This is a genomic window from Catenulispora sp. MAP12-49 (assembly GCF_041262705.1).
In the GTDB taxonomy this organism is placed as follows: Bacteria; Actinomycetota; Actinomycetes; order Streptomycetales; family Catenulisporaceae; genus Catenulispora.
Genome location: NZ_JBGCCP010000007.1, coordinates 13,712 through 36,388 on the forward strand (window position 1 = coordinate 13,712; position 22,677 = coordinate 36,388).

The 22,677-nt window shown below is 71.3% G+C and carries 22 protein-coding genes and 1 riboswitch; of the genes, 3 read left to right on the forward strand and 19 right to left on the reverse strand.

Annotated features, from left to right (window positions below):
- Positions 1 to 107: 107 nt before the first annotated feature.
- The 15 genes from ABIA35_RS15535 to ffh form a co-directional block, all read right to left on the reverse strand.
- Positions 108 to 1,088 carry a tyrosine-type recombinase/integrase gene (locus tag ABIA35_RS15535; RefSeq protein ID WP_370358333.1) on the reverse strand — a complete coding sequence of 327 codons (981 nt, stop codon included), beginning with the start codon at positions 1,086 to 1,088 and terminating at the stop codon, positions 108 to 110.
- Between the two features lie 340 nt (positions 1,089 to 1,428).
- Positions 1,429 to 2,619 (reverse strand): DNA-processing protein DprA, encoded by a 1,191-nt coding sequence (dprA, locus tag ABIA35_RS15540; RefSeq protein WP_370358334.1) that lies wholly within the window; start codon positions 2,617 to 2,619, stop codon positions 1,429 to 1,431.
- 574 nt (positions 2,620 to 3,193) lie between these two features.
- Complete coding sequence (locus ABIA35_RS15545) at positions 3,194 to 4,747, reverse strand: YifB family Mg chelatase-like AAA ATPase (RefSeq protein ID WP_370339626.1); 1,554 nt, start codon at positions 4,745 to 4,747, stop codon at positions 3,194 to 3,196.
- Positions 4,744 to 5,247, reverse strand: a complete 504-nt coding sequence (locus ABIA35_RS15550; RefSeq protein ID WP_370358335.1) for a hypothetical protein — start codon at positions 5,245 to 5,247, stop codon at positions 4,744 to 4,746. The genes ABIA35_RS15545 and ABIA35_RS15550 overlap by 4 nt, the downstream gene beginning before the upstream one ends.
- 103 nt (positions 5,248 to 5,350) lie before the next feature.
- Entirely contained in the window at positions 5,351 to 5,824 is a 474-nt protein-coding gene (locus tag ABIA35_RS15555) for a YraN family protein (protein WP_370339622.1), read from the reverse strand.
- Between the two features lie 211 nt (positions 5,825 to 6,035).
- Entirely contained in the window at positions 6,036 to 6,344 is a 309-nt protein-coding gene (locus tag ABIA35_RS15560) for a DUF2469 domain-containing protein (protein ID WP_012785735.1), read from the reverse strand.
- Between the two features lie 40 nt (positions 6,345 to 6,384).
- Complete coding sequence (locus tag ABIA35_RS15565; RefSeq protein WP_370358336.1) at positions 6,385 to 7,059, reverse strand: ribonuclease HII; 675 nt, start codon at positions 7,057 to 7,059, stop codon at positions 6,385 to 6,387.
- 115 nt (positions 7,060 to 7,174) lie between these two features.
- A complete protein-coding gene (gene lepB / locus ABIA35_RS15570; RefSeq protein WP_370358337.1) occupies positions 7,175 to 8,500 on the reverse strand; it encodes a signal peptidase I in 1,326 nt (441 codons plus the stop codon).
- Positions 8,501 to 8,599: 99 nt separating this feature from the next.
- Positions 8,600 to 9,496, reverse strand: a complete 897-nt coding sequence (lepB, locus tag ABIA35_RS15575) for a signal peptidase I (RefSeq protein ID WP_370339616.1) — start codon at positions 9,494 to 9,496, stop codon at positions 8,600 to 8,602.
- Positions 9,497 to 9,685: 189 nt separating this feature from the next.
- Complete coding sequence (rplS, locus tag ABIA35_RS15580) at positions 9,686 to 10,045, reverse strand: 50S ribosomal protein L19 (protein ID WP_370339614.1); 360 nt, start codon at positions 10,043 to 10,045, stop codon at positions 9,686 to 9,688.
- Positions 10,046 to 10,188: 143 nt separating this feature from the next.
- The gene (trmD, locus tag ABIA35_RS15585) at positions 10,189 to 11,007 is read right to left on the reverse strand and encodes a tRNA (guanosine(37)-N1)-methyltransferase TrmD (RefSeq protein ID WP_370358338.1); all 819 of its coding nucleotides are present in this window, start codon (positions 11,005 to 11,007) and stop codon (positions 10,189 to 10,191) included.
- A 26-nt stretch (positions 11,008 to 11,033) separates the two neighbouring features.
- Positions 11,034 to 11,597, reverse strand: a complete 564-nt coding sequence (rimM, locus tag ABIA35_RS15590) for a ribosome maturation factor RimM (RefSeq protein ID WP_370339610.1) — start codon at positions 11,595 to 11,597, stop codon at positions 11,034 to 11,036.
- Positions 11,594 to 11,833: an RNA-binding protein gene (locus tag ABIA35_RS15595; protein ID WP_012785728.1), complete on the reverse strand. Its 240-nt coding sequence runs from the start codon at positions 11,831 to 11,833 to the stop codon at positions 11,594 to 11,596. Before ABIA35_RS15595 ends, rimM begins: the two co-directional genes overlap by 4 nt.
- A gap of 2 nt (positions 11,834 to 11,835) precedes the next feature.
- The gene (gene rpsP, locus ABIA35_RS15600) at positions 11,836 to 12,306 is read right to left on the reverse strand and encodes a 30S ribosomal protein S16 (RefSeq protein WP_370339608.1); all 471 of its coding nucleotides are present in this window, start codon (positions 12,304 to 12,306) and stop codon (positions 11,836 to 11,838) included.
- Positions 12,307 to 12,599: 293 nt separating this feature from the next.
- Complete coding sequence (gene ffh / locus ABIA35_RS15605; RefSeq protein ID WP_370358339.1) at positions 12,600 to 14,156, reverse strand: signal recognition particle protein; 1,557 nt, start codon at positions 14,154 to 14,156, stop codon at positions 12,600 to 12,602.
- Positions 14,157 to 14,318: 162 nt separating this feature from the next.
- Here ffh and ABIA35_RS15610 point away from each other — a divergent pair, with 162 nt between their 5' ends.
- The 3 genes from ABIA35_RS15610 (at position 14,319) to ABIA35_RS15620 (ending at position 18,090) form a co-directional block, all read left to right on the forward strand.
- Entirely contained in the window at positions 14,319 to 15,239 is a 921-nt protein-coding gene (locus ABIA35_RS15610; protein WP_370358340.1) for an exonuclease domain-containing protein, read from the forward strand.
- A gap of 499 nt (positions 15,240 to 15,738) precedes the next feature.
- Positions 15,739 to 15,907, forward strand: a riboswitch (cyclic di-AMP (ydaO/yuaA leader).
- 29 nt (positions 15,908 to 15,936) lie between these two features.
- Positions 15,937 to 16,965 (forward strand): NlpC/P60 family protein, encoded by a 1,029-nt coding sequence (locus ABIA35_RS15615; RefSeq protein WP_370339602.1) that lies wholly within the window; start codon positions 15,937 to 15,939, stop codon positions 16,963 to 16,965.
- A gap of 69 nt (positions 16,966 to 17,034) precedes the next feature.
- Complete coding sequence (locus ABIA35_RS15620) at positions 17,035 to 18,090, forward strand: hypothetical protein (protein ID WP_370358341.1); 1,056 nt, start codon at positions 17,035 to 17,037, stop codon at positions 18,088 to 18,090.
- A 74-nt stretch (positions 18,091 to 18,164) separates the two neighbouring features.
- Here ABIA35_RS15620 and guaA read toward each other — a convergent pair whose 3' ends face one another.
- The 4 genes from guaA to ABIA35_RS15640 form a co-directional block, all read right to left on the reverse strand.
- On the reverse strand, positions 18,165 to 19,736 hold the full coding sequence (gene guaA, locus ABIA35_RS15625; protein WP_370339598.1) for a glutamine-hydrolyzing GMP synthase: 1,572 nt from the start codon (positions 19,734 to 19,736) through the stop codon (positions 18,165 to 18,167).
- Positions 19,737 to 19,803: 67 nt separating this feature from the next.
- Complete coding sequence (locus tag ABIA35_RS15630; RefSeq protein WP_370358342.1) at positions 19,804 to 21,189, reverse strand: amidase; 1,386 nt, start codon at positions 21,187 to 21,189, stop codon at positions 19,804 to 19,806.
- A 105-nt stretch (positions 21,190 to 21,294) separates the two neighbouring features.
- Positions 21,295 to 21,534, reverse strand: a complete 240-nt coding sequence (locus tag ABIA35_RS15635) for a DUF397 domain-containing protein (protein WP_194915417.1) — start codon at positions 21,532 to 21,534, stop codon at positions 21,295 to 21,297.
- Positions 21,535 to 21,972: 438 nt separating this feature from the next.
- Positions 21,973 to 22,551: an ATP-binding protein gene (locus ABIA35_RS15640; protein WP_370339594.1), complete on the reverse strand. Its 579-nt coding sequence runs from the start codon at positions 22,549 to 22,551 to the stop codon at positions 21,973 to 21,975.
- Positions 22,552 to 22,677: the final 126 nt, after the last annotated feature.

Below are 22,677 nucleotides of genomic sequence, written 5' to 3' on the forward strand. Positions count from 1 at the left end.
CCGGCGGGTGACCGGCGCGGGGCCGCGGGGCAGCCGCGACCTGCGACGCCGCGTCGGCGGCGGCGCCGGGGGCCGCTGCGGGCTGCGCCTGGTCGAGGACGCTGTCCTCACGCCCGCGGGTGGGACTGGGCATACCGTGCCTTGATCCGCTCTGCCGTCACGTGGGTGTAGATCTGGGTTGTTGCGAGCGTAGCGTGACCGAGGAGCTCTTGAACGTCACGAAGATCCGCGCCCCCCTCGATCAGGTGAGTCGCGGCGGTGTGGCGGAAGCCGTGGGGACCGGTGTCCGGGGTGTTGGGGGTTGCGCGCAGGCGTGCGTGGACGAGGCGGCGGACCACGGCGGGGTCGATGCGGGAGCCGCGGGCGCCGAGGAAGACCGCTTCGGTTGTGGTGGTAGTAGTGGTGGCGGCGGCGGCTGGGGCGGTGGTGGCAGTTTTCTGCTTTCCCCCTCCCCCACCCACCCACCCAACTGCTGCAGCCAGCACAGCACTGCGAGCGCCGTCGGCCAGCCACGCACGCAGCGCACGCTCCGCGGGCACCCCGAAGGGCACCGTGCGGTCGCGGCCGCCCTTGCCCGACAGGCGGGCGGTGCGCCGGGCGAAGTCCACGTCGTCCAGGTTCAGGGCGCACACCTCGGAGACGCGGGCCGCCGTGGCGTACAGGAACTCCAGGATGGCCACGTCGCGGAGCGCCAGCGGGTCCTGCGGGTGCGTCGCGGCGTCGGCGGCGGCCGTCGTCAGGGCGTCGGACATCTGGCGCTGCGAGAGCACGGCCGGCAGCGGGGAGCGCGGTTTCGGCGTCACCAGGCGGAGCAGGCCGGGCGCTGAGGCGTGGCGGCCCCAGGCTCGGGCGGCCGCCGTGCGGCGGGCGAGCGTCGCGCGGGCGGCTCCTGATTCCGCTGTCCGGGCGAGCCAGGACCTTGCGACGTCCAGGCCGATCGCCCCCGGTTCGGGGACGCCGGCGCGCTCGGCGAATCCGAACAGGTCCACGAGGTCGGCGACGTAGCCGCGCACCGTGTGCGGGGACAACCTGCGCGCCCGCAGATCCTCCTCGAAGCGGTCCAGGGCCGCCCGGTACGCGTCGTCCACGTCACCAGCCTACGTCGGATGACGCTCCAGGAGCAGGTCGGCAGCCCGGGCAATCGCTGCGGGATCCGGCCCGCGCCAGGTGACGGCTCCGCCGCGGCGGTTCCGTCCCCGGGCGCGGCGCGGACGTGCGCGGTGCCGAGGTGACGGGGTCGGGGTGCGGTCGATCGCGGCTCCCTTCTCGATGCGGGATCGGGTTCGAGTGCTGAGTCGGAGGTGGGCCGTGCTCAGGCGGCGGTGGGATGCGCTGAGGCGGCGGTGGGATACACCGCGTCAGTGGCGGGATTCGTGGGCTGCGGCGGTTTCTGGCGGCACGCCGGCTGGTGGCGCGCGGGAGTTCGGGTCAGTGAAGCGGACGGGCGCACCACCCCTTCTCGTCGCGGTCCACCCAGCCGGCCGCGGCGAGCCGGCCCAGGGCCGCGTGGACGGCGCGTGGCTCGAGGCCGGCGGCCAGGGCCACCTCGACCGTGTCGAGCGTGCCGCGGCCGGCGATCGGCAGGGCGTCCAGCGCACGCGCCGCGATCGGGTCGAGCGAGTCCCGGGGACGGCGGCGGCTGGCGCGGGCGGTCTTGGTGGGCTCGGCCAGGTCGGCCCCGAGATCACCCAGGTGTTCGACGACTTCGGCGGCCCGGGTGACGAGCAGGGCGCCGTCACGGATCAGCTGGTGGGTGCCTTCGGACGCCTCCGAGGTGACCGGACCCGGCACGGCGAGCACGGGACGGCCGAGTCCGTCGGCGAGGCGGGCGGTGACGAGCGAACCGCTGCGCGCCGCCGCTTCCACCACGACCGTTCCGAGCCCCAGCGCGGCGATCACGCGGTTGCGGTCCAAGAAGCGGAAGCGGCTGACGGCGGTGCCCGGCGGCAGCTCGGAGAGCACGAGGCCGTCGGAGGCGATCGCGCCGATCAGCGCCTCGTGACCTGCGGGATAAACCAGGTCGATGCCACAGGCGAGCGCCGCCACTGTCACGCCGCGGGCTGCCAGCGCGCCGCGGTGCGCGGCTCCGTCGATGCCACGCGCGGCGCCGGAGATGACGGCCCACCCGCGGTCGGCCAGGCCGGCCGCGATCTCGCCGGCGACGTGCATGCCGTAGCCGGTGGCGATGCGGGCCCCGACGATGGCCACCCCGCGTTTCGAGGCGGCGACCAGGTCGGCGGTGCCCAGGAACCACATGCCGAGCGGGACGGCGTCGCCGAGGTCGTCGAGCGCCTCGGGCCACTGGTCGTCGGCGGGGATGACGTAGCGGGCGCCGGTCTTCTCGCCGACAGCCAGATCAGCGTCGGGATCGGCGCGGTAGCAGCGGGTCTGGAGGGTGTGGGCGCGGCTGATGAGCGCCGCGCGGTCGGCGGCCGACTCCTCGTCGTGGGGCGGGAGGAGGTCGGCGGCGTTCCCGGCGAGAATCGCCGAGGCGACGGTAGGGGCGCCGAAGCGCGCGACGAGGCGGCAGAGCAGCGCGTCGCCGGGCTCGGAGGCGTGATGGAGGACGAGGCGGGCACGGCGGTCGGCGGCGGTGGGGTCGTGGGGCTCGGACGTCACCAGGACGGGCTCGGGCGCACAGCGGACGGCGGGGGTGGGGGCGGGTGTGGGTGTGGGCTGAGGTGGTGGCGGCTCGGCGACCGACAGGGGGCTGGGTTGCTCTGAGGGAACGTGGGCAGCTTCCGGGGCCGTGCTTGGCGAGCGGTTGGTGGCTGTGTAGACGAGCGACGTCGGCGAGAGCAGGGGCTTGCTGGTGGAGGGGTCAGGAGATGGCGGGGCGGCGGGCGCGTAGTAGAGCGAGGTCGGAGACAGGAGTGGAGACTCCGAGACGTCTGAGGGTGCTGAGCCGGTCGACGGTGGGGTGTTCGCATGGAACTGCGATGTCGGTGCTGACGGCGAGGGCGGTGCTGAGGGCGAGGGCGGCGGGGCGGGTTCGGGTGGAGCTGCCGGCTCGGATGCGGGCCAGCGGGGCAGGGTGGCGGTGGCCGTGAGGTCGGGGTTCGCCAGCTGGTTGGGGTTCGGGGCGGCGTCGGGCGAGGCCAGGAGAGAGGTCATGGTGGGCTCCGGAGGGTCGGGGACGGATGGGTCGGGGACGGGGACGAGGGGACGGATTGGTCGGATTGGGCGGATGGGATCAGGCGGCGAGTTGGCCGGGAAGGCCTTGGCGGAAGGCGAGGGCGGTGGCCACCTCGTCGGGGCCCGGGCGGGGGCGGCCGGTGAGGTCGGCGACGGTCCAGGCCACGCGGAGGAGGCGGTCGTAGCCGCGGGCGGTGAGGGTGCCTGCTTGGTAGCGGGCTTCGATCTCGGTGAGGCTCGCGGGGGCCGGGGCGTAGTCGGCGCGTAGGGCGCTGCCGGGGATTTGGGCGTTGGTGGTCCAGGAGCGGTCGGCGAAGCGGTGGATGGCCCGGTCGCGGGCTTCGAGGACGCGGTCGCGGACGTCCGAGCTGGATTCGCCGGGGAGGGCGCCGAACAGTTCGGCGCGTCCGACGGGGTGGATGGCCAGGCGCAGGTCGATGCGGTCGAGGAACGGGCCGGAGAGCTTCTGGGTGTAGCGGCGGCGGGCTTCGGGGGTGCAGGTGCACTGGCCGCCCGCGGTGCCGGCGCGGCCGCAGGGGCACGGGTTCATGGCCGCGACCAGCAGGAATCGGGCGGGGAAGACGACGGTGCCGGAGGCGCGGGCGATCACGATCTCGCCGGCTTCCAGGGGTTCGCGCAGGGCCTCCAGGACGGCGCGCTGCATTTCGGCGATCTCGTCGGCGAACAGGACGCCGCGGTGGGCCCGGCTGATGGCGCCGGGGGTGATGCGGCCGCTGCCTCCGCCGACCATGCCGGCGACGGTGCAGGTGTGGTGGACACTCTGGTAGGGCGGGTCGGTGATCAGGGGCTTGTCATAGGGCAGCGTGCCGGAGATCGAGTGGAGCGAGGACACCTCCAGGGCCTCGGCCTCGGCCAGCGGGGGCAGGATCGAGGGCAGGCGTTCGGCCAGCAGGGTCTTGCCGGCTCCCGGAGCACCGGCCAGGAGCAGGTGGTGGCCGCCGGCCGCGGTGACTTCGAGGGCGCGGCGGGCGTCGTACTGGCCCAGGACGTCGGCCATGTCGGGCAGGGGTTGCTGCGGGCGCAGGGGGCCGGTGCGCGGGCCGGTGTCCAGCGGCAGGGGTTCGGCGTCCGGGATCTCGGTGCCCTGGAGGAACGCGACGACCTGGGCCAGGGAGCGCATGCCGTGGACTTCGAGGCCGGATATCTGGGAGGCCTCCAGCGCGTTGGGCTCGGCGACGAAGACGCTGGTCAGGCCGTGGTCCCGGGCTGCGAGCGCGGCGGGCAGGACGCCGCGGACCGGACGCAGGCGCCCGTCGAGGCAGAGCTCGGCCAGGAACATGGCGTCTTTGATGGCCAGATGGCTGTAGGTGCTCTCGGTGGCCAGGGCGGCGGCCGCGACGGCCAGGTCGAAGGCCGAGCCCTGCTTGCGGACCCAGGCCGGGGACAGGCCGACCACGACGTTGCCGTCGGGCCAGCGGTGCCCGGAGTTGTAGGTGGCGGCGCGGGCCCGGTCGCGGGTTTCGGACAGGACCGTGTCGCGCAGGCCGAGGATCTGGGTCTTGGTGGAGCCGCGGGTGACGTTCACCTCGACCTCGACGACGATGCCCTGGGTGCCGTTGAGGGCCACCGCGTGGGTGCGCGCGACGCTCATGGCCGGACCGCCTGGAGGCGGGCGCCGGGGCAGGCGGCGATAGTGCGGCGGTGGCGGCCGCGGTAAGCGGGCTGGGGCAGGGCGGGCGCCAGGCGGATCGCGGCGGAGATGAAGGCTTGGGCGACCCGGTGCTGGTCGGAGGTGGCGGACAGGCATGTCGGCGGGGCCGGGGCGGCGATGCAGGCGGCGATCGCGAGGCCGGTGGCGGTAGAGGCGGTGGCGGTGGTGCCGCCGGCGGTCGACGCGGCGATGGCGATGGCGATTCCGGTGCCGATCGCGGTGCTGGTGGCGGAGGCGAGGGCCGGGGTGGTGCCGGTCTCGCACGAAGCGGCGGCGGTGCTGGGGCAGGCGAGCGGCGGCACCGCGAGGTGGACACCGGCGGCGATCGCGCTGGCGGTGGCCATGTTGGCGGTGTCGGTGCAGGCGGCAAGGGGCAGGTTGGCGGCTGCGACGCTGGCGGTGGCCAGGTCTGCGGGGCCGGCACAGGCGGCAAGGGGCAAGTTGGTAAGGCCAGCGGCGGTCGCGGTGGCAGCGGCAGTGCCGGTGCCAGTGATGCCGACGCAAGCGGCGAGGGGCAGGTCGGCGAGGCCGGGGGCGCGCATCTCACACCCCCTGCAGGTGGTCGATGAGGGGCTCGGTGCGGCCGTCGGCGGGGAAGAGGAGGCCGATGACGTCCAGGCGGATGCCGCGGACGCCTCGGGGGAGGTGGTGGCGGACGGCGGGGTCGAGGCGGTGTTCGGCCAGCCAGCGGTTCGTCAGTTTCCACAGGCGGGCTCGTTTGGCGTCGGTGACGGCGTCGAAGGGGCGGCCGCCGGTGCCGGCGCGGCGGGCTTTGACCTCGATGGTGATCAGGAGGTCGGAGGCCAGGGCGATGATGTCGAGTTCGCCGCGGACGTCGGGGCCTCGCCAGCGCCAGTTGCGGTCCAGGACTCGGTAGCCGCAGGCGGAGAGGTAGGCGGCGGCGATGTCCTCGCCTTCCCGGCCGAGTTGGCCCGGTGACAGGGTGCTGTGGTCGGTTGGTGACGGGAAGTCCGTCTGGTAGTGCTCGACCTCCAGGAATGGGGTTGTCCCGGCCACGGCTGCGCTCCTCCCGGTCGTTGGCCGGCCCGCTGTCGGGCCGCTCGTGATCGAGGGTCGCCCGGGGTGGGGGTGGGGGGCCAGTGCGGGGTCGGGGGGCTGTGGATAAGTGCGGGGAAAAAGGGACGCCCGTCACTCGTGTGGCCTATCGGGGCCGCGTGACGGGCGTTCTTGTTGCTTATTCAATTGGATGTGCGGCCCTGGAGGCTTGTCAGTCGGTCGGGACTTCCAGGTCGCTCTTGGCCAGTTCCTCGACGTTCACGTCCTTGAAGGTGACCACCTTCACGTTCTTCACGAAGCGGGCCGGCCGGTACATGTCCCACACCCAGGCGTCGGCCATGGTCACCTCGAAGTACACCTCGCCGTCGGCGGAGCGCACGGCCAGGTCGACCTGGTTGGTCAGGTAGAAGCGGCGCTCGGTCTCGACCACGTACTTGAACAGGCCGACCACGTCGCGGTACTCGCGATAGAGCTGGAGCTCCATCTCGGTCTCGTACTTCTCGAGGTCCTCAGCGCTCATGCCCACGCTCCCCTTGGTCGGTCTTCAATCACAGTCATTGTCACCCACAACGCGGGGAAACGTTCGCCACGTTGGCATATGTGAACCGGTGCTCCGGACAGGGCCCGCGCTCCGTCAATGCTGCCTGGTGGGCGGGCGTGGAGTAGCCCTTGTGGACCTCGAAACCATACGCCGGATAGCTCTGGGCCAACTCGGTCATCATGGCGTCCCGCACAGTCTTGGCCAGCACCGAGGCGGCGGCCACGCAGGCGGCCACCTGGTCCCCCTTCCACATGGCCAGGCTGGGGCAGGGGAGTCCGTCGACGCGGAATCCGTCGGAGAGCACATAGGACGGGGCGGTGTCCAGGCGGGCCACGGCGCGCCGTAGGGCCTCGATGTTCGCCTGGTGCAGGCCCAGGCGGTCCACCTCCGCGGCCGGTATGGCGACCCACGCATAGGACAGCGCGCGCTTCTCGATCTCCACGCGGACCCGGTCCCGGGCCTTCTCGGTGAGCAGCTTGGAGTCGGACAGGCCGGGGATGCGGCCTCCGGTCCCGGGGCGCAGGATCACGGCCCCGGCCACCAGCGGGCCGGCACAGGCGCCCCGGCCGGCCTCGTCCGCGCCGGCGACCTGAGCGAACCCGGCACGCGCCAGAGCGCGCTCGTAGCCGTAGATCCCCGCATCGGAGCGGATGGCTACGCCGCGCGGCAGCGAGAGTGTGGGCGTAGTGGTCATCGTCTATAACGTACAGCGCCCCGGGGACGACAATGGCGGCCGCAGCGGGAAGTCCGTGCCGCGACCGCCATTGCCCATGGGGTCAAATCACTACAAAAGTAGTGAAACTACAGCTCTAGTTGTTGAGGAGGTCCAGCTTCTTCAGCTTGCGGCGGCGCCGCACCACGGTGATCGGAACCGCCATGGCGAAGGCCGCCACCGGCACCGCGCCGGGCGCCTCCAGGGCCTGGAAGCTCTTCTTGAACGTCGAGGGCACCGGCAGCGTCCCGAAGTGCGACGGCGGCCAGACCTTCAGCACCGCGATGCCGACCACGTTGCCCAGCGGCACGAAGCCGCCGGTCGGGCCGTTGATGTGGGCGCGGGAGTCGACCGACACCTCGCGGTGGTCGCCCATGACCCAGATCTTGCCCTGCGGCACGTGCACCTCGAAGGGCTCCATCGACGGCAGGTTGCCCGGGTACAGGTAGCCCGACTCCTGCAGCGGGACGCCGTTGACGGTCACCGGCGCGCCGTTGCCGGCGCACTTGACGTCGTCGCCGCCGACGCCGATGACCCGCTTGATCAGGTCGCCGTTGTCCTCCGGCAGCAGGCCGACCGCGGTCAGGGCCTTGCTGAAGACGTTCTTCGGCTTCACCGGCTCGCTGTCCAGCCAGCCGCCCGGGTCCTGGAAGACCACGACGTCGCCGCGGTTGGGTTCGTGGCCCGTCCAGTTCGTGAACCGGTTCACCAGCACCCGGTCGTTGATCTCCAGCGTGTTCTGCATCGAGCCGGAGGGGATGACGAAGGCCTGGACCAGGAAGGTCTTGATGATGAAGGCCAGCACCAGGGCGATGGCCAGCAGGAACGGCAGTTCGACGATGAACGGCCGCGGCTTCTTCGGGAACGCGAAGTGCCACACCGCCACGAACGGCAGCAGGACCCACTGCCACCACGTGCGGGGCCCGGCCGGCGCGGCCGGCTCGGGGGCCGGCTGCTCGTCCTCGGGGGACGGCGTGACGCCCTCGGAGCCGCCATAGGGGTCCGAGCCCTCGGAACCGCCGAAGCCGCCGGGACTGGAAGGACCGCCCGGGCCGCCGAAGCCTCCGGGACCGCTGGGGCCCTCGGAGCCGCCGCCGGGGCCGCTGTGCCCGGCGTAGTCGCCGTAGCCGCCTTGACCGCCCTGACCACTCTGGCCGCCGTAGCCGCCCTGGCCGCCGTCGCCGGCGCCGTAGCCGCCCTGCGCGGGGTAGCCGCCCTGCCCGGCATAGCCGCTCTGCCCCGGGTACCCGCCCTGACCCGCGTAGCCGCCGGCCGCACCGGACTGGTCGTAGCCCGACGACGGCGCGTACCCGGAGGACGCCGGGTAGCCGGCCCCCTGGTCGTGCGCCGCCTGGTCGGGGCGCGGGATCCCGGCCTCGCCGCGGCCGACCGGGTTGTCGGCGGTCTCGGAGCTCTCGTCCACTGTCACAGTCTGCCCTTCCGCTGACCTGCCAGGCACGCTCCGCTTCGCTGCCGCCTGGTCCATGTCGCCGTTTCCTTCGCAGTCCCTCGAAACCTCGGTTCAGCCAAGCGGCCGCTCCGTACCCAACCGCCTGCGTAGCCGATTGGTTACGCCCTTAGGGGCCGGAAGGAGGGCACCACCGCGCCGACGGCGGCGGCGCAGCCAGCCGGCCCGCAGGGGCACCCCGAGCGTGAAGCCCCACAGCAGAGGCGACTCAGTGGGCGCATTCTGGATGGCGATGGCCTGCGCAGGGTTCTTCAAAGAGAACGTAGAAGGAGTGCCCAGGCCGCTGACGCGAGTCAGCGGCCATATCCGCACGAAAGCGTGACCCTGCATGTCCGAATACGGCACCAGCCCCTGCGAGGGCTCCTGCAGGTGCACCCGGGAGTCCCCGGAGTCGCTCCGGTGGTCGCCGAGCACGAACACCGTGTGCGGCTGGACGGTGATCGGCCCGAACGGGGTCTGCGAGGGGTCGTCCAGCTGCCCGTCGGCGCCGCGGTAGAGATAGGAGTGCTCGTCCAGCGGCACGCCGTTCACCGTCACCGGCTGCCCGACGCCCTTGCACTGCACCACGTCGCCGGGCACCCCGACCACGCGCTTGATGAGGTCCTGCTCGTTGCCCTCGGGCAGCAGGCCGACGAAGGAGAAGACCTTCTTGATCCCGCCGACGACGGCGTTGTCCTTCTTGATCTCCGAGGGGTCCAGCCAGCCGCCGGGGTCCTTGAACACCACGATCTGGCCGCGCTGGGGAGTCCAGCCGAACCACGGGGTCAGCTTGTTCACCAGGACGCGGTCGCCGGGTTCGATGGTGTGCTGCATGGACTGCGACGGGATGAAGTAGGCCTGGACGAAGAAGGACTTGATCACCAGGGCGAGCAACAGCGCGACCCCGAACAGGATCGGCAGTTCCTTCCACAGCTTCACCGGTTTCAGCCGGCGCCTTTGCCCCTTGGCCACCGGCCGCACCCTAGCCTGTTCGTCGTCGAGTCCGCGGGACCCGGGTCAGCACATTTGGACAGACAGGAACAGCCGTTCCCAGTCGAACAAGTTATAGGACTTGCCTGAGGATTGTGTAAACGGCTCCGGGCCACGTCCTCACGTGAGGACGTGGCCCGGAGCCGTTGAAGACCGTGCGGGTGCCGGGGCTCAGTGGCCCGCGACCGCCTCGCGCTTCTCCTTGATCTTCGCCTTCTTGCCGCGCAGGTCGCGCAGGTAGTACAGCTTCGCCCGGCGGACGTCACCGCGAGTCACGACCTCGATCTTCTCGATGATCGGGGTGTGCAGCGGGAAGGTGCGCTCCACGCCGACGCTGAAGCTGACCTTGCGGACGGTGAAGGTCTCACGCACGCCCGAGCCCTGGCGGCGGATGACGACGCCCTTGAACTGCTGGATGCGGGAGCGGTTGCCCTCGACGACCTTGACGTGCACGTTGACGGTGTCACCGGGACGGAACGCCGGGACGTCGATGCGCATCGACAGCTCGTCGATGGTGGACAGCTTGTCCATGATCTCTCCTCGTGGACGCCACAGGTCGGCCACGGCTTGGGTGGTGTAACCAGATTCCGGCTTGAACACGCCGTGGGCGGGTCCCCCTGTGGCAGGGCGCGTCCGGCGGACAGGTGGCAGCCACCTGCTCAAGCAGTACCGGCCTAGTCTGACACAGCGTCGGCGTCGAAACGAAATCCGTCCGGCCCCCACGACCAGCCCAAAGCCTCCAGCTGGGCCCGGTCCTTCTTGTCCAGCGCCGCCGGGTCCAGGGCCGCGATCAGGTCCGGGCGCATCTCCGAGGTCCGCCGCAGGGCCTGGTCCCGCCGCCAGCGCGCGATCAGCGCGTGGTTGCCGGACAGCAGCACAGGCGGGACGTCACGGTCGTCCCAGCTTGCGGGCTTCGTATATACGGGCCCCTCCAGGAGCCCCGCCATACCGCCCTCGGAGGAGTGCCCGAAGGAATCGTCCTTAGCGGACCCGGCATTGCCCAGGACTCCGGGCAGCAGCCGACCCACCGCCTCGACCATCACCAGCACCGCGACCTCGCCGCCGGCCAGCACATAGTCGCCGATGGAGAGCTCCTCCACTGGCATCCGCTCCGCGGCGGCCTCGATGAACCGCCGGTCGATGCCCTCATAGCGGGCCGGTGCGAACACCAGGTGCGAGGCGGTCGCGAGGTCCTCGGCCACCCGCTGGGTGAACGGCCGGCCCGACGGCGTCGGCACGATCAGCCGGGCCCCGGCCTCCTCGCCCGGCGGCACGATCTGGGTCAGCGCCTCCGACCAGGGCTCGGGCTTCATCACCATGCCCGGGCCGCCGCCGCACGGCGAGTCGTCCACCGTGTTGTGTCGGTCGTGGGTCCAGGTGCGCAGCTCGTGCACGCGCACGTCGAGGATCCCGGCGGCCGCCGCCTTGCCGATCAGCGAGACGTCCAGCGGCGCCAGGTACTCGGGAAAGATGGTGACGATGTCGATGCGCATGGGGAGAAGGCCGCTCCGAACGGCGGTTATTCGAGGCTGTCCAGGTCCAGCAGCCCGGCCGGCGGATCGACCACGACCCGGCGCCCGGCGACGTCCACAGTGGGGACGAACTGCTTGATGAACGGGATCAGCACCTCGGGGGCGTCCGGCCGCTTGACCGCCAGCACGTCCTGCCCCGGCAGGTGCAGCAGGTCGGCGATCTCCCCGAGCACGGACCCGTCGGCCAGCTCCACGGCCAGGCCGAGCAGCTGGTGGTCGTAGTACTCGTCGGGGTCCTGCGGGGACTCCTGCGGGTCGGCCTCGACGACCAGGATGGTGTTGCGCAGCGCCTCGACGGCGTTCCGGTCGGCCACGCCCTCGAAGGACAGCAGGAGGGTGCCGCTGTGGAAGCGCATGTCGGACACCACGAGCGGGCCGCGCTCGGCCGGCTCGGTCAGCAGCCGGGAGCCCGGCGCGAAGCGCAGCTCGGGGTCGTCGGTGCGGACCTCGACCGTGGCCTGGCCGCGGATGCCGTGCGCACGACCGATCCGGCCGACCACGAGGCGCAGCGCCTCGGGCCGGCCGGAACCGTTCTCACTGTCAGTGCTCACCGGTAGCCGGCCGCCTCGACGAGGTCGACCCGCAGCGAGCGGCCGCCGAGGGCGGCCATCACGGTGCGCAGCGCCCGGGCGGTGCGCCCGCCGCGGCCGATGACCTTGCCCAGGTCGTCCGGGTGCACCCGGACTTCCAGGACCTTTCCGCGGCGCTGGTCGCGCTCGCGGACCCGGACCTCATCGGGGTGCTCGACGATGCCCTTGACCAGGTGCTCCAGGGCCTCTTCCAGCATGCTCAGCCCTCGGAAGCGATCTCAGCCTCGACGGCCGGGGCCGGGGTCTCCACCGGAGCCTCGGTCGCCGGGGTCTCCTCGGCCTTCTTCTCGGCCTTCTTCTTCGGCGTGGTGGCGCCGGCCTTGGGCTCGTCGGCGGCCTCCTTGGCGGCGGCCTCGAAGACGGCCTTGCGGTCGGCCTTGGGGGCCGCGACCTTCATCGGCGCCGGGGCGTCCAGGCCCTTGAACTGCTGCCAGTCGCCGGTGACCTTCAGGATGGCCTCGACGGCCTCGGTCGGCTGCGCGCCGACGCCCAGCCAGTACTGCGCACGCTCGGAGACGACCTCGATGTACGAGGGGTCCTCCTTCGGGTGGTACTTCCCGATCTCCTCGATCGCCCGGCCGTCGCGCTTGGTGCGGGCGTCGGCCACGATGATCCGGTACTGCGGGTTCCGGATCTTGCCCATGCGCTTGAGCTTGATCTTGACTGCCACGGTGTGGTGTCTCCTGCTTGGTTGACTGCGGGTGGTGCCGCCGCGCCGCCACGTGGGGACATGGCATCGGCAGCAGCCGGATGGACTCGGCGAGCGCAGGAGAGAGGGCCATGCGCGACCGGTACAAGCTTCCATTGTGCCAGAACGTTCCGGCTGGTTGGGACGCCCCCGGCGCCGAGCAGCACCGCGAAGGCACCGGCAAGGCAACCGGAAGGCACCGGGGGGGCACCGGGGGGGCACCAGGGCGGCCCCGGGCCGGTGTCGCCGAGCGTGCCGGCGACACCGCGAAGCGGTTACTGGGGCGGGAGCAGGTTCTTGAACTCGTCCGGCAGCTCGAACTGACCGCCGCCGGCCTCGTCGCCGAACATCGAGCCGTTGCCGTCCTTGCGCGCCTGCCGCGCCGCCTCCTCGGCCTTGGCCTTGGCCGGGTTGCCCGAGCGCGAGCGGCCCTTGGACTTGGTCCGCTGGTCGGCGGCCTTGGCCTTGGCCGACTTGCGCTTGGTGCCGCCCAGCCCCCCGGCGCCGGGCAGGCCCGGCATGCCGGGCATCCCGCCCTTGGCCATCTGCGACATCATCTTCCTGGCCTCCAGGAAGCGGTCGATGAGGTTGTTGACCTCCTGCACCGTGGTGCCCGAGCCGCGGGCGATGCGCTGCCGGCGGGAGCCGTTGATGATCTTGACGTCGTCGCGCTCGCCGGGGGTCATCGACTTGATGATGGCCGCGATGCGGTCGACGTCCTTGTCGTCGATGTTGTTGAGCTGGTCCTTGATCCCGCTGACGCCGGGCAGCATGCCGAGCAGCTTGGTCATGGAGCCGAGCTTCTTGAGCTGCTCCATCTGCTTCAGGAAGTCGTCGAGCGTGAACTCGTTGCGGGCCAGCTTTATGGCCATCTTCTCGGACTCGGCCTGGTCGAACGCCTGCTCGGCGCGCTCGATCAGGGTCATCATGTCGCCCATGTCGAGGATGCGGCCGGCCATCCGCTCGGGGTGGAAGACGTCGAAGTCCTCCAGCTTCTCCCCGGTGGAGGCGAACATCACCGGCTTGCCGGTGACCTGGCGCACCGACAGGGCGGCACCACCGCGGGCGTCGCCGTCGAGCTTGGTCAGCACCACGCCGTCGAACCCGACGCCGTCCATGAAGGCCTGCGCGGTGGTCACCGCGTCCTGACCGATCATCGCGTCGACGACGAACAGGACCTCGTCGGGCCGGACCGCGTCGCGGATGTCGGCGGCCTGCTTCATCAGGTCGGCGTCGATGCCCAGGCGGCCGGCGGTGTCGACGATGACCACGTCGTGCAGCTTGGTCTTGGCGAACTCGATCGAGTCCTGGGCGACCTTGACCGGGTTCCCGACGCCGTTGCCGGGCTCGGGGGCGAACACCGGCACGCCGGCGCGCTCGCCGACCACCTGCAGCTGGGTGACCGCGTTGGGCCGCTGCAGGTCGGCGGCGACCAGGATCGGGGTGTGGCCCTCGGACTTCAGCCAGCGGGCCAGCTTGCCGGCCAGCGTGGTCTTACCGGCGCCCTGCAGACCGGCGAGCATGATCACGGTCGGCGGGTTCTTGGCGAACCGCAGCCGCCGGGTCTCGCCGCCCAGGATCTCGACGAGCTCCTCGTTGACGATCTTGACGATCTGCTGGGCCGGGTTCAGCGCCTTGGAGACCTCGGCGCCCTCGGCGCGCTCGCGCACCGCGGCGATGAAGGGCCGCACGGCCTGCAGCGAGACGTCGGCCTCCAGCAGCGCCTGGCGGATGGCCCGCAGGGTCTCGTCGATGTCCTGCTGCGAGAGCCGACCCTTGCCGCGCAGGTTCTTGAACGTCGTGGCCAAACGATCGGACAGCGTGTCGAACACGTCGTATTCATCCTTCGCGCGGAAATCAACAGATCGGGCGGATTAAAAAACCGCCGTAGTCCACCAGGGTAGCCGCTGACGTCGCCGGACCCGAGTGAAGGCGGTCTTTGTCAGAACGGTGCGCCACCATGGTGGCAACACGAGGTGAGGGAGAACAACACAGTGACTCTGGTCAACAAGTACGCGGGGACGTGCGCCGCGTGCAAGGGTCGGGTGGAAGCCGAGGCCGGTACGCGCGCCAACGTGGACGGTGCGTGGCTGACCTATCACCATGAGTGCGCCCCGGCCTGGGAGCCTCAGGCCCGGGTACAGGGTCAGCCGACACAGACCGGTCAGCCAACACAGACCGAGGCCCCGGCCGCCGTCCCGCCGCAGCGCGGGTCGCACGACGGCTGGCACCGGCGCCGGCTGGCCGGCTTCGACACCGAGACCACCGGCCGCGACCCCAGGACCGTGCGCATCGTCTCGGCGGCCATCGTCACCTCCGACGGTACCGAGAAGACCTTCCTCATCGACCCCGGTGTCGAGATCCCCGCCGAGGCCACCGCGATCCACGGCATCACCACCGCGCACGCCCGCGAGCACGGCACCGCGCCGCGCCGGACGCTGGACGAGATCGCCGACGCGCTGGCCGCCGAGCTGCGCGCGGGCACGCCGCTGGTGGTGTTCAACGCCCCCTACGACCTGACGCTGCTGGAGGCCGAGCTGGCCCGCAACGGCCTGACCCCGCTGGCCTCGCGCGCCCCGGTGGCCCCGGTGATCGACCCGCTGGTCATCGACCGGCAGATGGACAAGTTCCGCAAGGGCGCGCGCACGCTGGAGGCGCAGTGCCAGTTCTACGGCGTGACCATCACCCGCGCGCACGACGCGGCCGCCGACGCGCTGGCCGCGATGAACCTGGCGCAGGTGATCGGCGCCAGCTACCCGGCGGTGGGGACGCTGGACGCGGTGCGGCTGCACGAGGCACAGGCGCGCTGGAAGGCCGAGCAGGAGGCGGACCGGGCGGCGTTCCGCGAGCGGCGCGGGGAGAAGTCGTACGCCGAGCCGGAGTGGCCGACCCGGCCGCTGGCCACCTCGGCGTGACGCGGAACACACCGACTATAGGTGTGGCACAGGTGTGGCATAGGTCATAGGTGTGGAGACGAACGGCGGGCGACCCGGAGCACGGGCTGCCCGCCGTTGTCGTCTAAACAGGCCACTGACATTCGCCGCACAGCGCCGCGGCGATCTCGCCGGGCCGGAACGCCGGGGTCGGCGAAACGCCGGACCAGCAGGCACTCTTGCAGTACTTTCGCGCGTTGAACCCATGATCCAGGTCGATGATGCCGACAACACGTCGGGAAGAACCACGTGATCTCCCCTGCGTGAAACCGGACAGCTCTGACTGAATCAGGACCACTAAACGCCCTGGAAAGTAAAATCCTGGTATAGCGTCCTGGGCCGATCCCTTTTGTCGTTCGGGGTCTCGCTAGGGTTACGGCCGGACACTCGTATCCACGCCGCCCAACCTGGACGGTGGCGGGAGTTCACGCCGAATCCGGCGAAGCGCGACCCGCCGTTTCCACGGGCACCCACACAGCCCGCTGGCGAAGCGCCGATCTGGAACCGGGGACCCACAAGTCCCACCGGCCCGCATCCACTGGGGCCAAGGGGTGAATCGGTCCGCTGCGTACCCCCGCGCGGCGGCCTGTAGGGCACGCTTCTCAGCCCGAACCCGACAGCTAACCCGGTAGGCGGCAGGGAGAGAAGGAGAGTCGCCCTAGTGGCGTCCCACAAAACCGTGACAACTCACCGCGCGTCCAAGAAGACGATCACCGCCCCCCGTACCGCGGTGACGCTGGCGACCGCCACGGTCGGTTCCATCGCTCTGGTCCCGGGTCTGGCCCACGCGGACCCGACGCCGGGCCTGAACGACGTCAAGAACCAGGTCAACAACCTCCACCAGCAGGCCGAGCAGGCCTCGGAGGCGTACGACCAGGCGGCCACCAACCTGGCCACGCTGCAGAACAAGGTCAACCAGATCCAGGCCCGCATCACCGCGGAGCAGTCGCAGCTGACCAACGCGCAGTCCTCGCTGGGCAGCCTGGCCGCCGCGCAGTATCGCGCCGGCGGCGTGGACGACTCCCTGCAGCTGATGCTGTCGGCCTCCCCGGACAACTTCCTGCAGCAGGCCACCGCGAACTCCGAGGTGTCCACCCGCTCGGCCGCCTCGATGCAGACCGCGCAGGAGATCAAGCGCCAGCTGGACCAGGACAAGTCCGAGGCCTCCTCGGACCTGCAGCAGCTGCAGAAGACCCGCGACGAGATGGCCCAGAACAAGGCCGACATCGACGCCAAGGAGAAGGCCGCGCAGGCCCTGCTGGACTCGCTGACGCCGACCCAGCGCACCCAGTACGTCCAGCAGCAGACCCAGGCCAACCAGCAGAACGTCAAGACGCCGGCCAACCTGCCGCCGGCGCCGAACGCCCGCGCGGCGATAGCCGTCGCCTTCGCCAAGGCGCAGCTGGGCAAGCCCTACGTCTACGGCGCCGACGGCCCGAGCAGCTTCGACTGCTCCGGCCTGACGATGGCCGCCTGGGGCGCCGCCGGGGTGTCGATGTCGCACTCCTCCTCGGCGCAGGCCTATGAGTTCCCCCAGGTGAGCGAGGCCAACATCGCCGTCGGCGACCTGGTGATCTACTACGGCAGCCTGCACCACGTCGGGATATACGTGGGCGGGGGCATGATCATCCACGCCGCGATGCCGGGCACGGTGATCCAGTACGCCCCGCTCCACTCGATGCCTGTGGCGATGATCGTGCGGCCGTAGTATCGTGCCGAGCCAGCCGCGGGGCGCCGACGTCACGTCGGCGCCCTTCGACGTTGTCAGGGGGACGGAATGTCAGAGTACGAAATCGGCCGGGAGGCCGAGGAGTTCCAGGAGCCGGTGAGCGCCGGGGAGCCGACGCGGGACGCCGCCGAATCGTCCGACGCCGCCGACATCTCCCAAGCCGCCGACGGAGCCGACGGAGCCGACGGAGCCGACGAACCGGCGGACGAGCCGATCGACGAGCCGGTCGAGGAATACGCCGAGCCCTACGCCGACCCGCAGGAGTGGATCAGCGGCCTGGTCGCGAAACTGGAGCGTGCCGAGCAGGGCATCGGCTCGGGGCCGCGCGACGCGCTGATGGCGCGGATCAAGCTGGCACAGGCCTATTCGGAGCTGGGCGACTCGGTGCAGGCCGCGCCGCTGGCGGTGGCGAACGTGGCGCAGGCCCGGCGGTTGTTCCCGTCGAGCGAGGGGATGCTGCGGCAGCTGCGGGAGTTCCGGGACGCCGCGTGCGAGGCCGCGGGCTGGACGGCCGCGATGATGCGCGAGTCGGACGAGGATCTGGACGCCGAGGATCTGGACGCCGAGGAACCCAGCGAGCTGGTGGCACGGCCGGACGCCGCGCAGGATTCCGCTCGGGAGCGGGTTCCCGCGCAAGCTGAAGCTGCCGCGGACCTCGCCGCGGAGCCGGAGCTGCCCGAGATCCCGCAGACGCCCGAGATCCCGCAGATGCCCGAGACCCCGGAGCTCCAGGAGATGCCGGAGATGCCGGCGCACAGGAGCCACCTCGGCGAGCCCGAACCGGTCGGCGCGGTGATCCACGAGTTCGTCCGCCGGGTGCCGGAGCCGGACGCGCTCCAGTGGGCCGCCGAGGTGCAGGCCGCGCTCACGCAGCCGGCCGAGCTGGCGATCCCGGCGCCGCCGGAGCCGGAGTACGCCGAGGAGGTCGAGCCCGCGCTCGCCTCGGCCGATCTGGCGGACCTGAGCGACCTGGCGGACCTCGCGGCGATCGAGGAGATCATCAAACTGCGCTATGAGCTGCGCGAGGCCCAGCGGACCATCGAGCGGCTGCGGCATGTGAACCGCAAGCTGCGCGAAGCGCTGGAGTACGACGAGGCTCCGTAGGCCCGCCGCACAACCGGAGCACAAAAGCGAGAGCCGGGTCCGAAGACCCGGCCCCCGGCGCCACGCTCAGGCGCCTACTCCCACTCGATCGTCCCCGGCGGCTTGCTGGTCACGTCCAGCACCACCCGGTTGACCTCGGCGACCTCGTTGGTGATCCGCGTGGAGATCCGCGCCAGCACCTCGTACGGCAGCCGCGACCAGTCGGCGGTCATCGCGTCCTCGCTGGAGACCGGGCGCAGCACGATCGGGTGGCCGTAGGTCCGGCCGTCGCCCTGCACGCCCACCGAGCGCACGTCGGCCAGCAGCACCACCGGGCACTGCCAGATCTCGTTGTCCAGACCGGCCGCGGTCAGCTCCTCGCGGGCGATGGCGTCGGCCTCGCGCAGCAGGTCCAGGCGCTCCTTGGTGACCTCGCCGACGATGCGGATGCCCAGGCCCGGGCCCGGGAACGGCTGGCGGCCGACGATCGCCTCGGGCAGTCCGAGCTCGCGGCCGACCTGGCGGACCTCGTCCTTGAACAGCTTGCGCAGCGGCTCGATCAGCTCGAACTGCAGGTCCTCGGGCAGCCCGCCGACGTTGTGGTGGCTCTTGATGTTGGCGGCGCCCGTGCCGCCGCCGGACTCCACGACGTCCGGGTAGAGCGTGCCCTGCACCAGGAAGCGCACCGGCTCGCCGGCGTCCGCCGAGGCCTCGACGATCTCGCGCTCGGCCTGCTCGAAGACCCGGATGAACTCGCGGCCGATGATCTTGCGCTTCTCCTCGGGGTCGGAGACCCCGGCCAGCGCCGACAGGAAGCGCTCCTCGGCGTCGACCACCTTCAGCTGAACACCGGTGGCCGCCACGAAGTCCTTCTCGACCTGCTCGGCCTCGCCCTTGCGCAGCAGGCCGTGGTCGACGAACACACAGGTCAGCTGCTCGCCGATGGCCTTCTGCACGATGGCCGCGGCCACCGCGGAGTCCACGCCGCCGGACAGCCCGCAGATCGCGCGCTTGCTGCCGACCTGCTCGCGGATCGAGGCGACCTGCTCCTCGACGATGTTGCCGGTGGTCCAGTCCGGCTCGATGCCGGCGCCCTTGTAGAGGAAGTTCTCCAACAGCAGCTGCCCGAACTGCGAGTGCATGACCTCGGGGTGGTGCTGGACGCCGTAAAGCCGCTTCTCGTCGTCCTCGAACGCCGCGACCGGGGTCTTGGCCGTGGTGCCGGTCACGCGGAAGCCCTCGGGGGCGGCCACGACCGCGTCGCCGTGCGACATCCACACCGGCTGCTCGGCCTGCGAGCCCGCGAACAGCGTGGAGTCGATCTCGGTGACCTCCAGCGCGGTACGGCCGTACTCCCGGCCGCCGGTCTGCTCGACCACGCCGCCCAGGGCGCGCGCCATCGCCTGGAAGCCGTAGCAGATGCCCAGAGTCGGCACCCCGGCGCGGAACAGCTCCGCGCCGACGTTCGGCGCGCCCTCGGCGTAGACCGAGGACGGCCCGCCGGAGAGGATCACCGCCTTGGGCTTCTTGGCCAGGATCTCGGCGACCGTCGCGGTGTGCGGCACGATCTCGCTGTAGACGTGGGCTTCGCGGACCCGGCGCGCGATGAGCTGCGCGTACTGGGCCCCGAAGTCGATGACAAGAACGGTGTCGGCAGGCTGCTCCATGATGGCCCAAGTCTATCGGGATCAGACGACCGCTCAGGTCACGCCGGTGATCGCGCGCGAGGCGGCCTCAGCCGCCCACGACTCCCATCGGCGCGGTGCGCGGCCAGGGCCGCACCGCCTCCAGGTACGCCGCGAGCCCGAGCAGCAGGGCCTCCTGTCCCCGCCGCGCGGCGAACTGCACGCCGATCGGCATCCCGCAGCTGTGCGTCCCGGCCGGGACGTTCATCGCCGGCCACCCGGCCAGGTTCCACGGCGGGCACAGCCCGGCGTAGGAGGTGTTCGCCACGAAGGTGGACAGCAGCCCGCGCCGGCCCCATCGGACCGCTTCCGGCGGCGGCCTGAGCAGGGTCGGGGTCAGGACGACGTCCGCGTCGCCGAGGAACCGGTCGGCATCGCGGTCCCGCCACTTGCGCCGGGTCCGGGCCCCGTTCAGCCCGGCCTTCGCCAAGGTGCGGCCGGCCGACGCCATCCGCCGCGTCGCACGGTCCAGGGCCCTCCGGTCGTACTCCCCGGCGTCCATGGCGGCGGCCGCGTACCAGGTCTGCACCGCGCCGAAGCCGAGGTACTGCGGGTAGCCCCGGGCCTCGACGACCGTGTGCCCGGCCTCCTCCAGCACCTTGGCCACGCTTTCGACGGTGTCCTTGTGCTCCTGGTCGACGCGGTAGCCCCGCGAGGTCGGCGCCGTCGACACCGCGATCCTCAGCCCGGAGGGGCGCGTGTTCGGCGCGGCGGCCAGGGCGGGGTCGCCGGCCATCACCGACAGCATCAGGGCCGCGTCCTCGACGGTGGTGGCCAGCGGGCCGTTCTCGGCCAGGCCCCACCACGAGTCGCGGCCGAGTCCGGAGGGGACGGTGCCGAGTCCCGGCTTGAAGCCGAACAGGCCGCAGCACGCCGCCGGGCCGCGGATCGAGCCCAGGCCGTCGTTGCCGTGCGCGACGGGCACGAGCCCGGCGGCCACCGCCGCGGCCGCGCCGCCGGAGGAGCCGCCCGGCGTCCGGGTCGGGTCCCAGGGATTGCGCGCCATGCCCAGGGCGCTGTCGGTCATCGCGACCAACGACAGCTCGGGGGTGTGGGTGAGGCCGACCACGACCGCGCCGGCGGCTCGGAGCCGGGCCACCACGGGATGGTCCTCGGGCTCCGGGGGGCGGTCCGCGGTCGCGGCGGTGCCGTGCCGGCACTGCTCGTCGGCGACCGCGACGTTGTCCTTCACCGCGACCGGTACTCCGGCCAGCGGGAGGTCTGCCAAGTCGGGGCGCGCGGCCACCTCGTCGGCCTCGGACAGCGCGGCGTCATGCCGGACTTTGCGGAACGCCCCGATCCGGGGGTCCGCGGCGGCTATGCGGTCCAGGGCCTCCTGGACGGCACCGCGCACACTGCTCTTTCCCTGTCGGACGGCCGCCGCGATCTCGGCGGCCGTCCGCGGTTCCACACCGCTTCCGGTCCAGCCAGCCATCCCTGCATCATCGCGCTGTCCACGAGCGAGGCAAAGAGGGCCGTCCACAGTTGCCGGAAGCGGGTCGCACTATTTATCGCGCCTATCGCGCAGCTCCCGTCGGTCTCAGCCGAGCAGGTCGTCGAACTCGCCGTCCTTGATCCCGTTGATCATGGCCTCGATCTCGGCCCGGGTGTACAGCAGAGCCGGCCCGTGCGGGTCGCGGGAGTTGCGCACCGCGACCGAGCCGTCCCCCATGCCCGCGAACTCCACGCAGTTGCCCTGCGAGTTGGAGTAGCTGCTCTTGCGCCAAGCGGCGGCGACCTTGGTGGCCGGCATGCCGTTGTAGGCCTCGAACTCGCTCATCTCGTGTTTCCCCTTACATGTACGGTGGGAAGGGTTGATCCACTGCACGTGCATCCGCGCGGGAATCAGCATTCGCTGATGCATGGCAGTAAACGGATGCTAGCGGTAGTGCTGGCGCACGCGCAGAGGTTTCGAGTGTGAAACGTTCAAAGAGCGGGTAAAGGTTCTCCCCGCAGGTTCAAGGCATGCGTTCGGAGTGGCTTCGATACCAGATCGATATACATTCGAGCCCTGCGACCGCCAACCAAACGACCCGGGCACCGCCCGCGATCAGGGGCGGACCGAAAGTGAGTACGAACACGGAAAGCGGTTACTGCCTCACGCCTCCCGACACCGGGGGTCAGCAGTCAGCTACGCGGTTGTAAAGCCGATGGAAATGTTCGTCTGAAGTAATGGACGCCCGACAGCGGGCCACAGGGGCGAAAAACGGCTCGCGCCTCAGCAGGCGAGCTCGAACAGCGCCCACACGACTTTCCCGGACGGCTCGGCCGCCCCGGGCGCACGGAAACGGCGCCAGCCCCAGTCGTCGGCCAGCGCCTCGACGAGGTACATGCCCCGCCCGGACTCGTCCAGGCCCCATAAGCCGTCGGCCGCGCGGGCCGGCGTGGGTGCCACCGGCGAGGCGGCCGAGGGATCGGCGACGGCGAAGAGCACTCGCTCCACACCCGCTTCGCCGGCCCCGGTGTCGCAGGGCTCGTGGACCAGACACAGGGATATCAGGTCGGACTCGTCCCGCATCCGTCCCGGGAGCACCGCTTCATAGGCGTGCACGAGAGCGTTGGTCACGAGTTCGGAGACCACGATGCCCAGATTCTCCAGCAGTGTGGCGAATCTCTCGGGCTGTCCGCGCCAGTCCTCCGCGACGTCGCGCACGAAGCGCCGGGCGGCCGAGACCGACTCGGCCCGCGCCGGGAGCACGCAATGCCGCGTCGACACGCTGCGCCCCACGGCCTGGTACCCGATGCAGACCGGCAGGTCGGCATGGAGCAGGGAGTAGGCGTAACCAGACGCGACCATCGGGTCTCCCGTCAGGTGCCGTCCGTGTCGGCGGCGGCACATGCAATCGCAGCGTTTTCCTATGCATAAGGCGGATGCACGTGCATGCTACAGCGTAGACGGCGCGCGCAGGGTCTCGGATGAGCA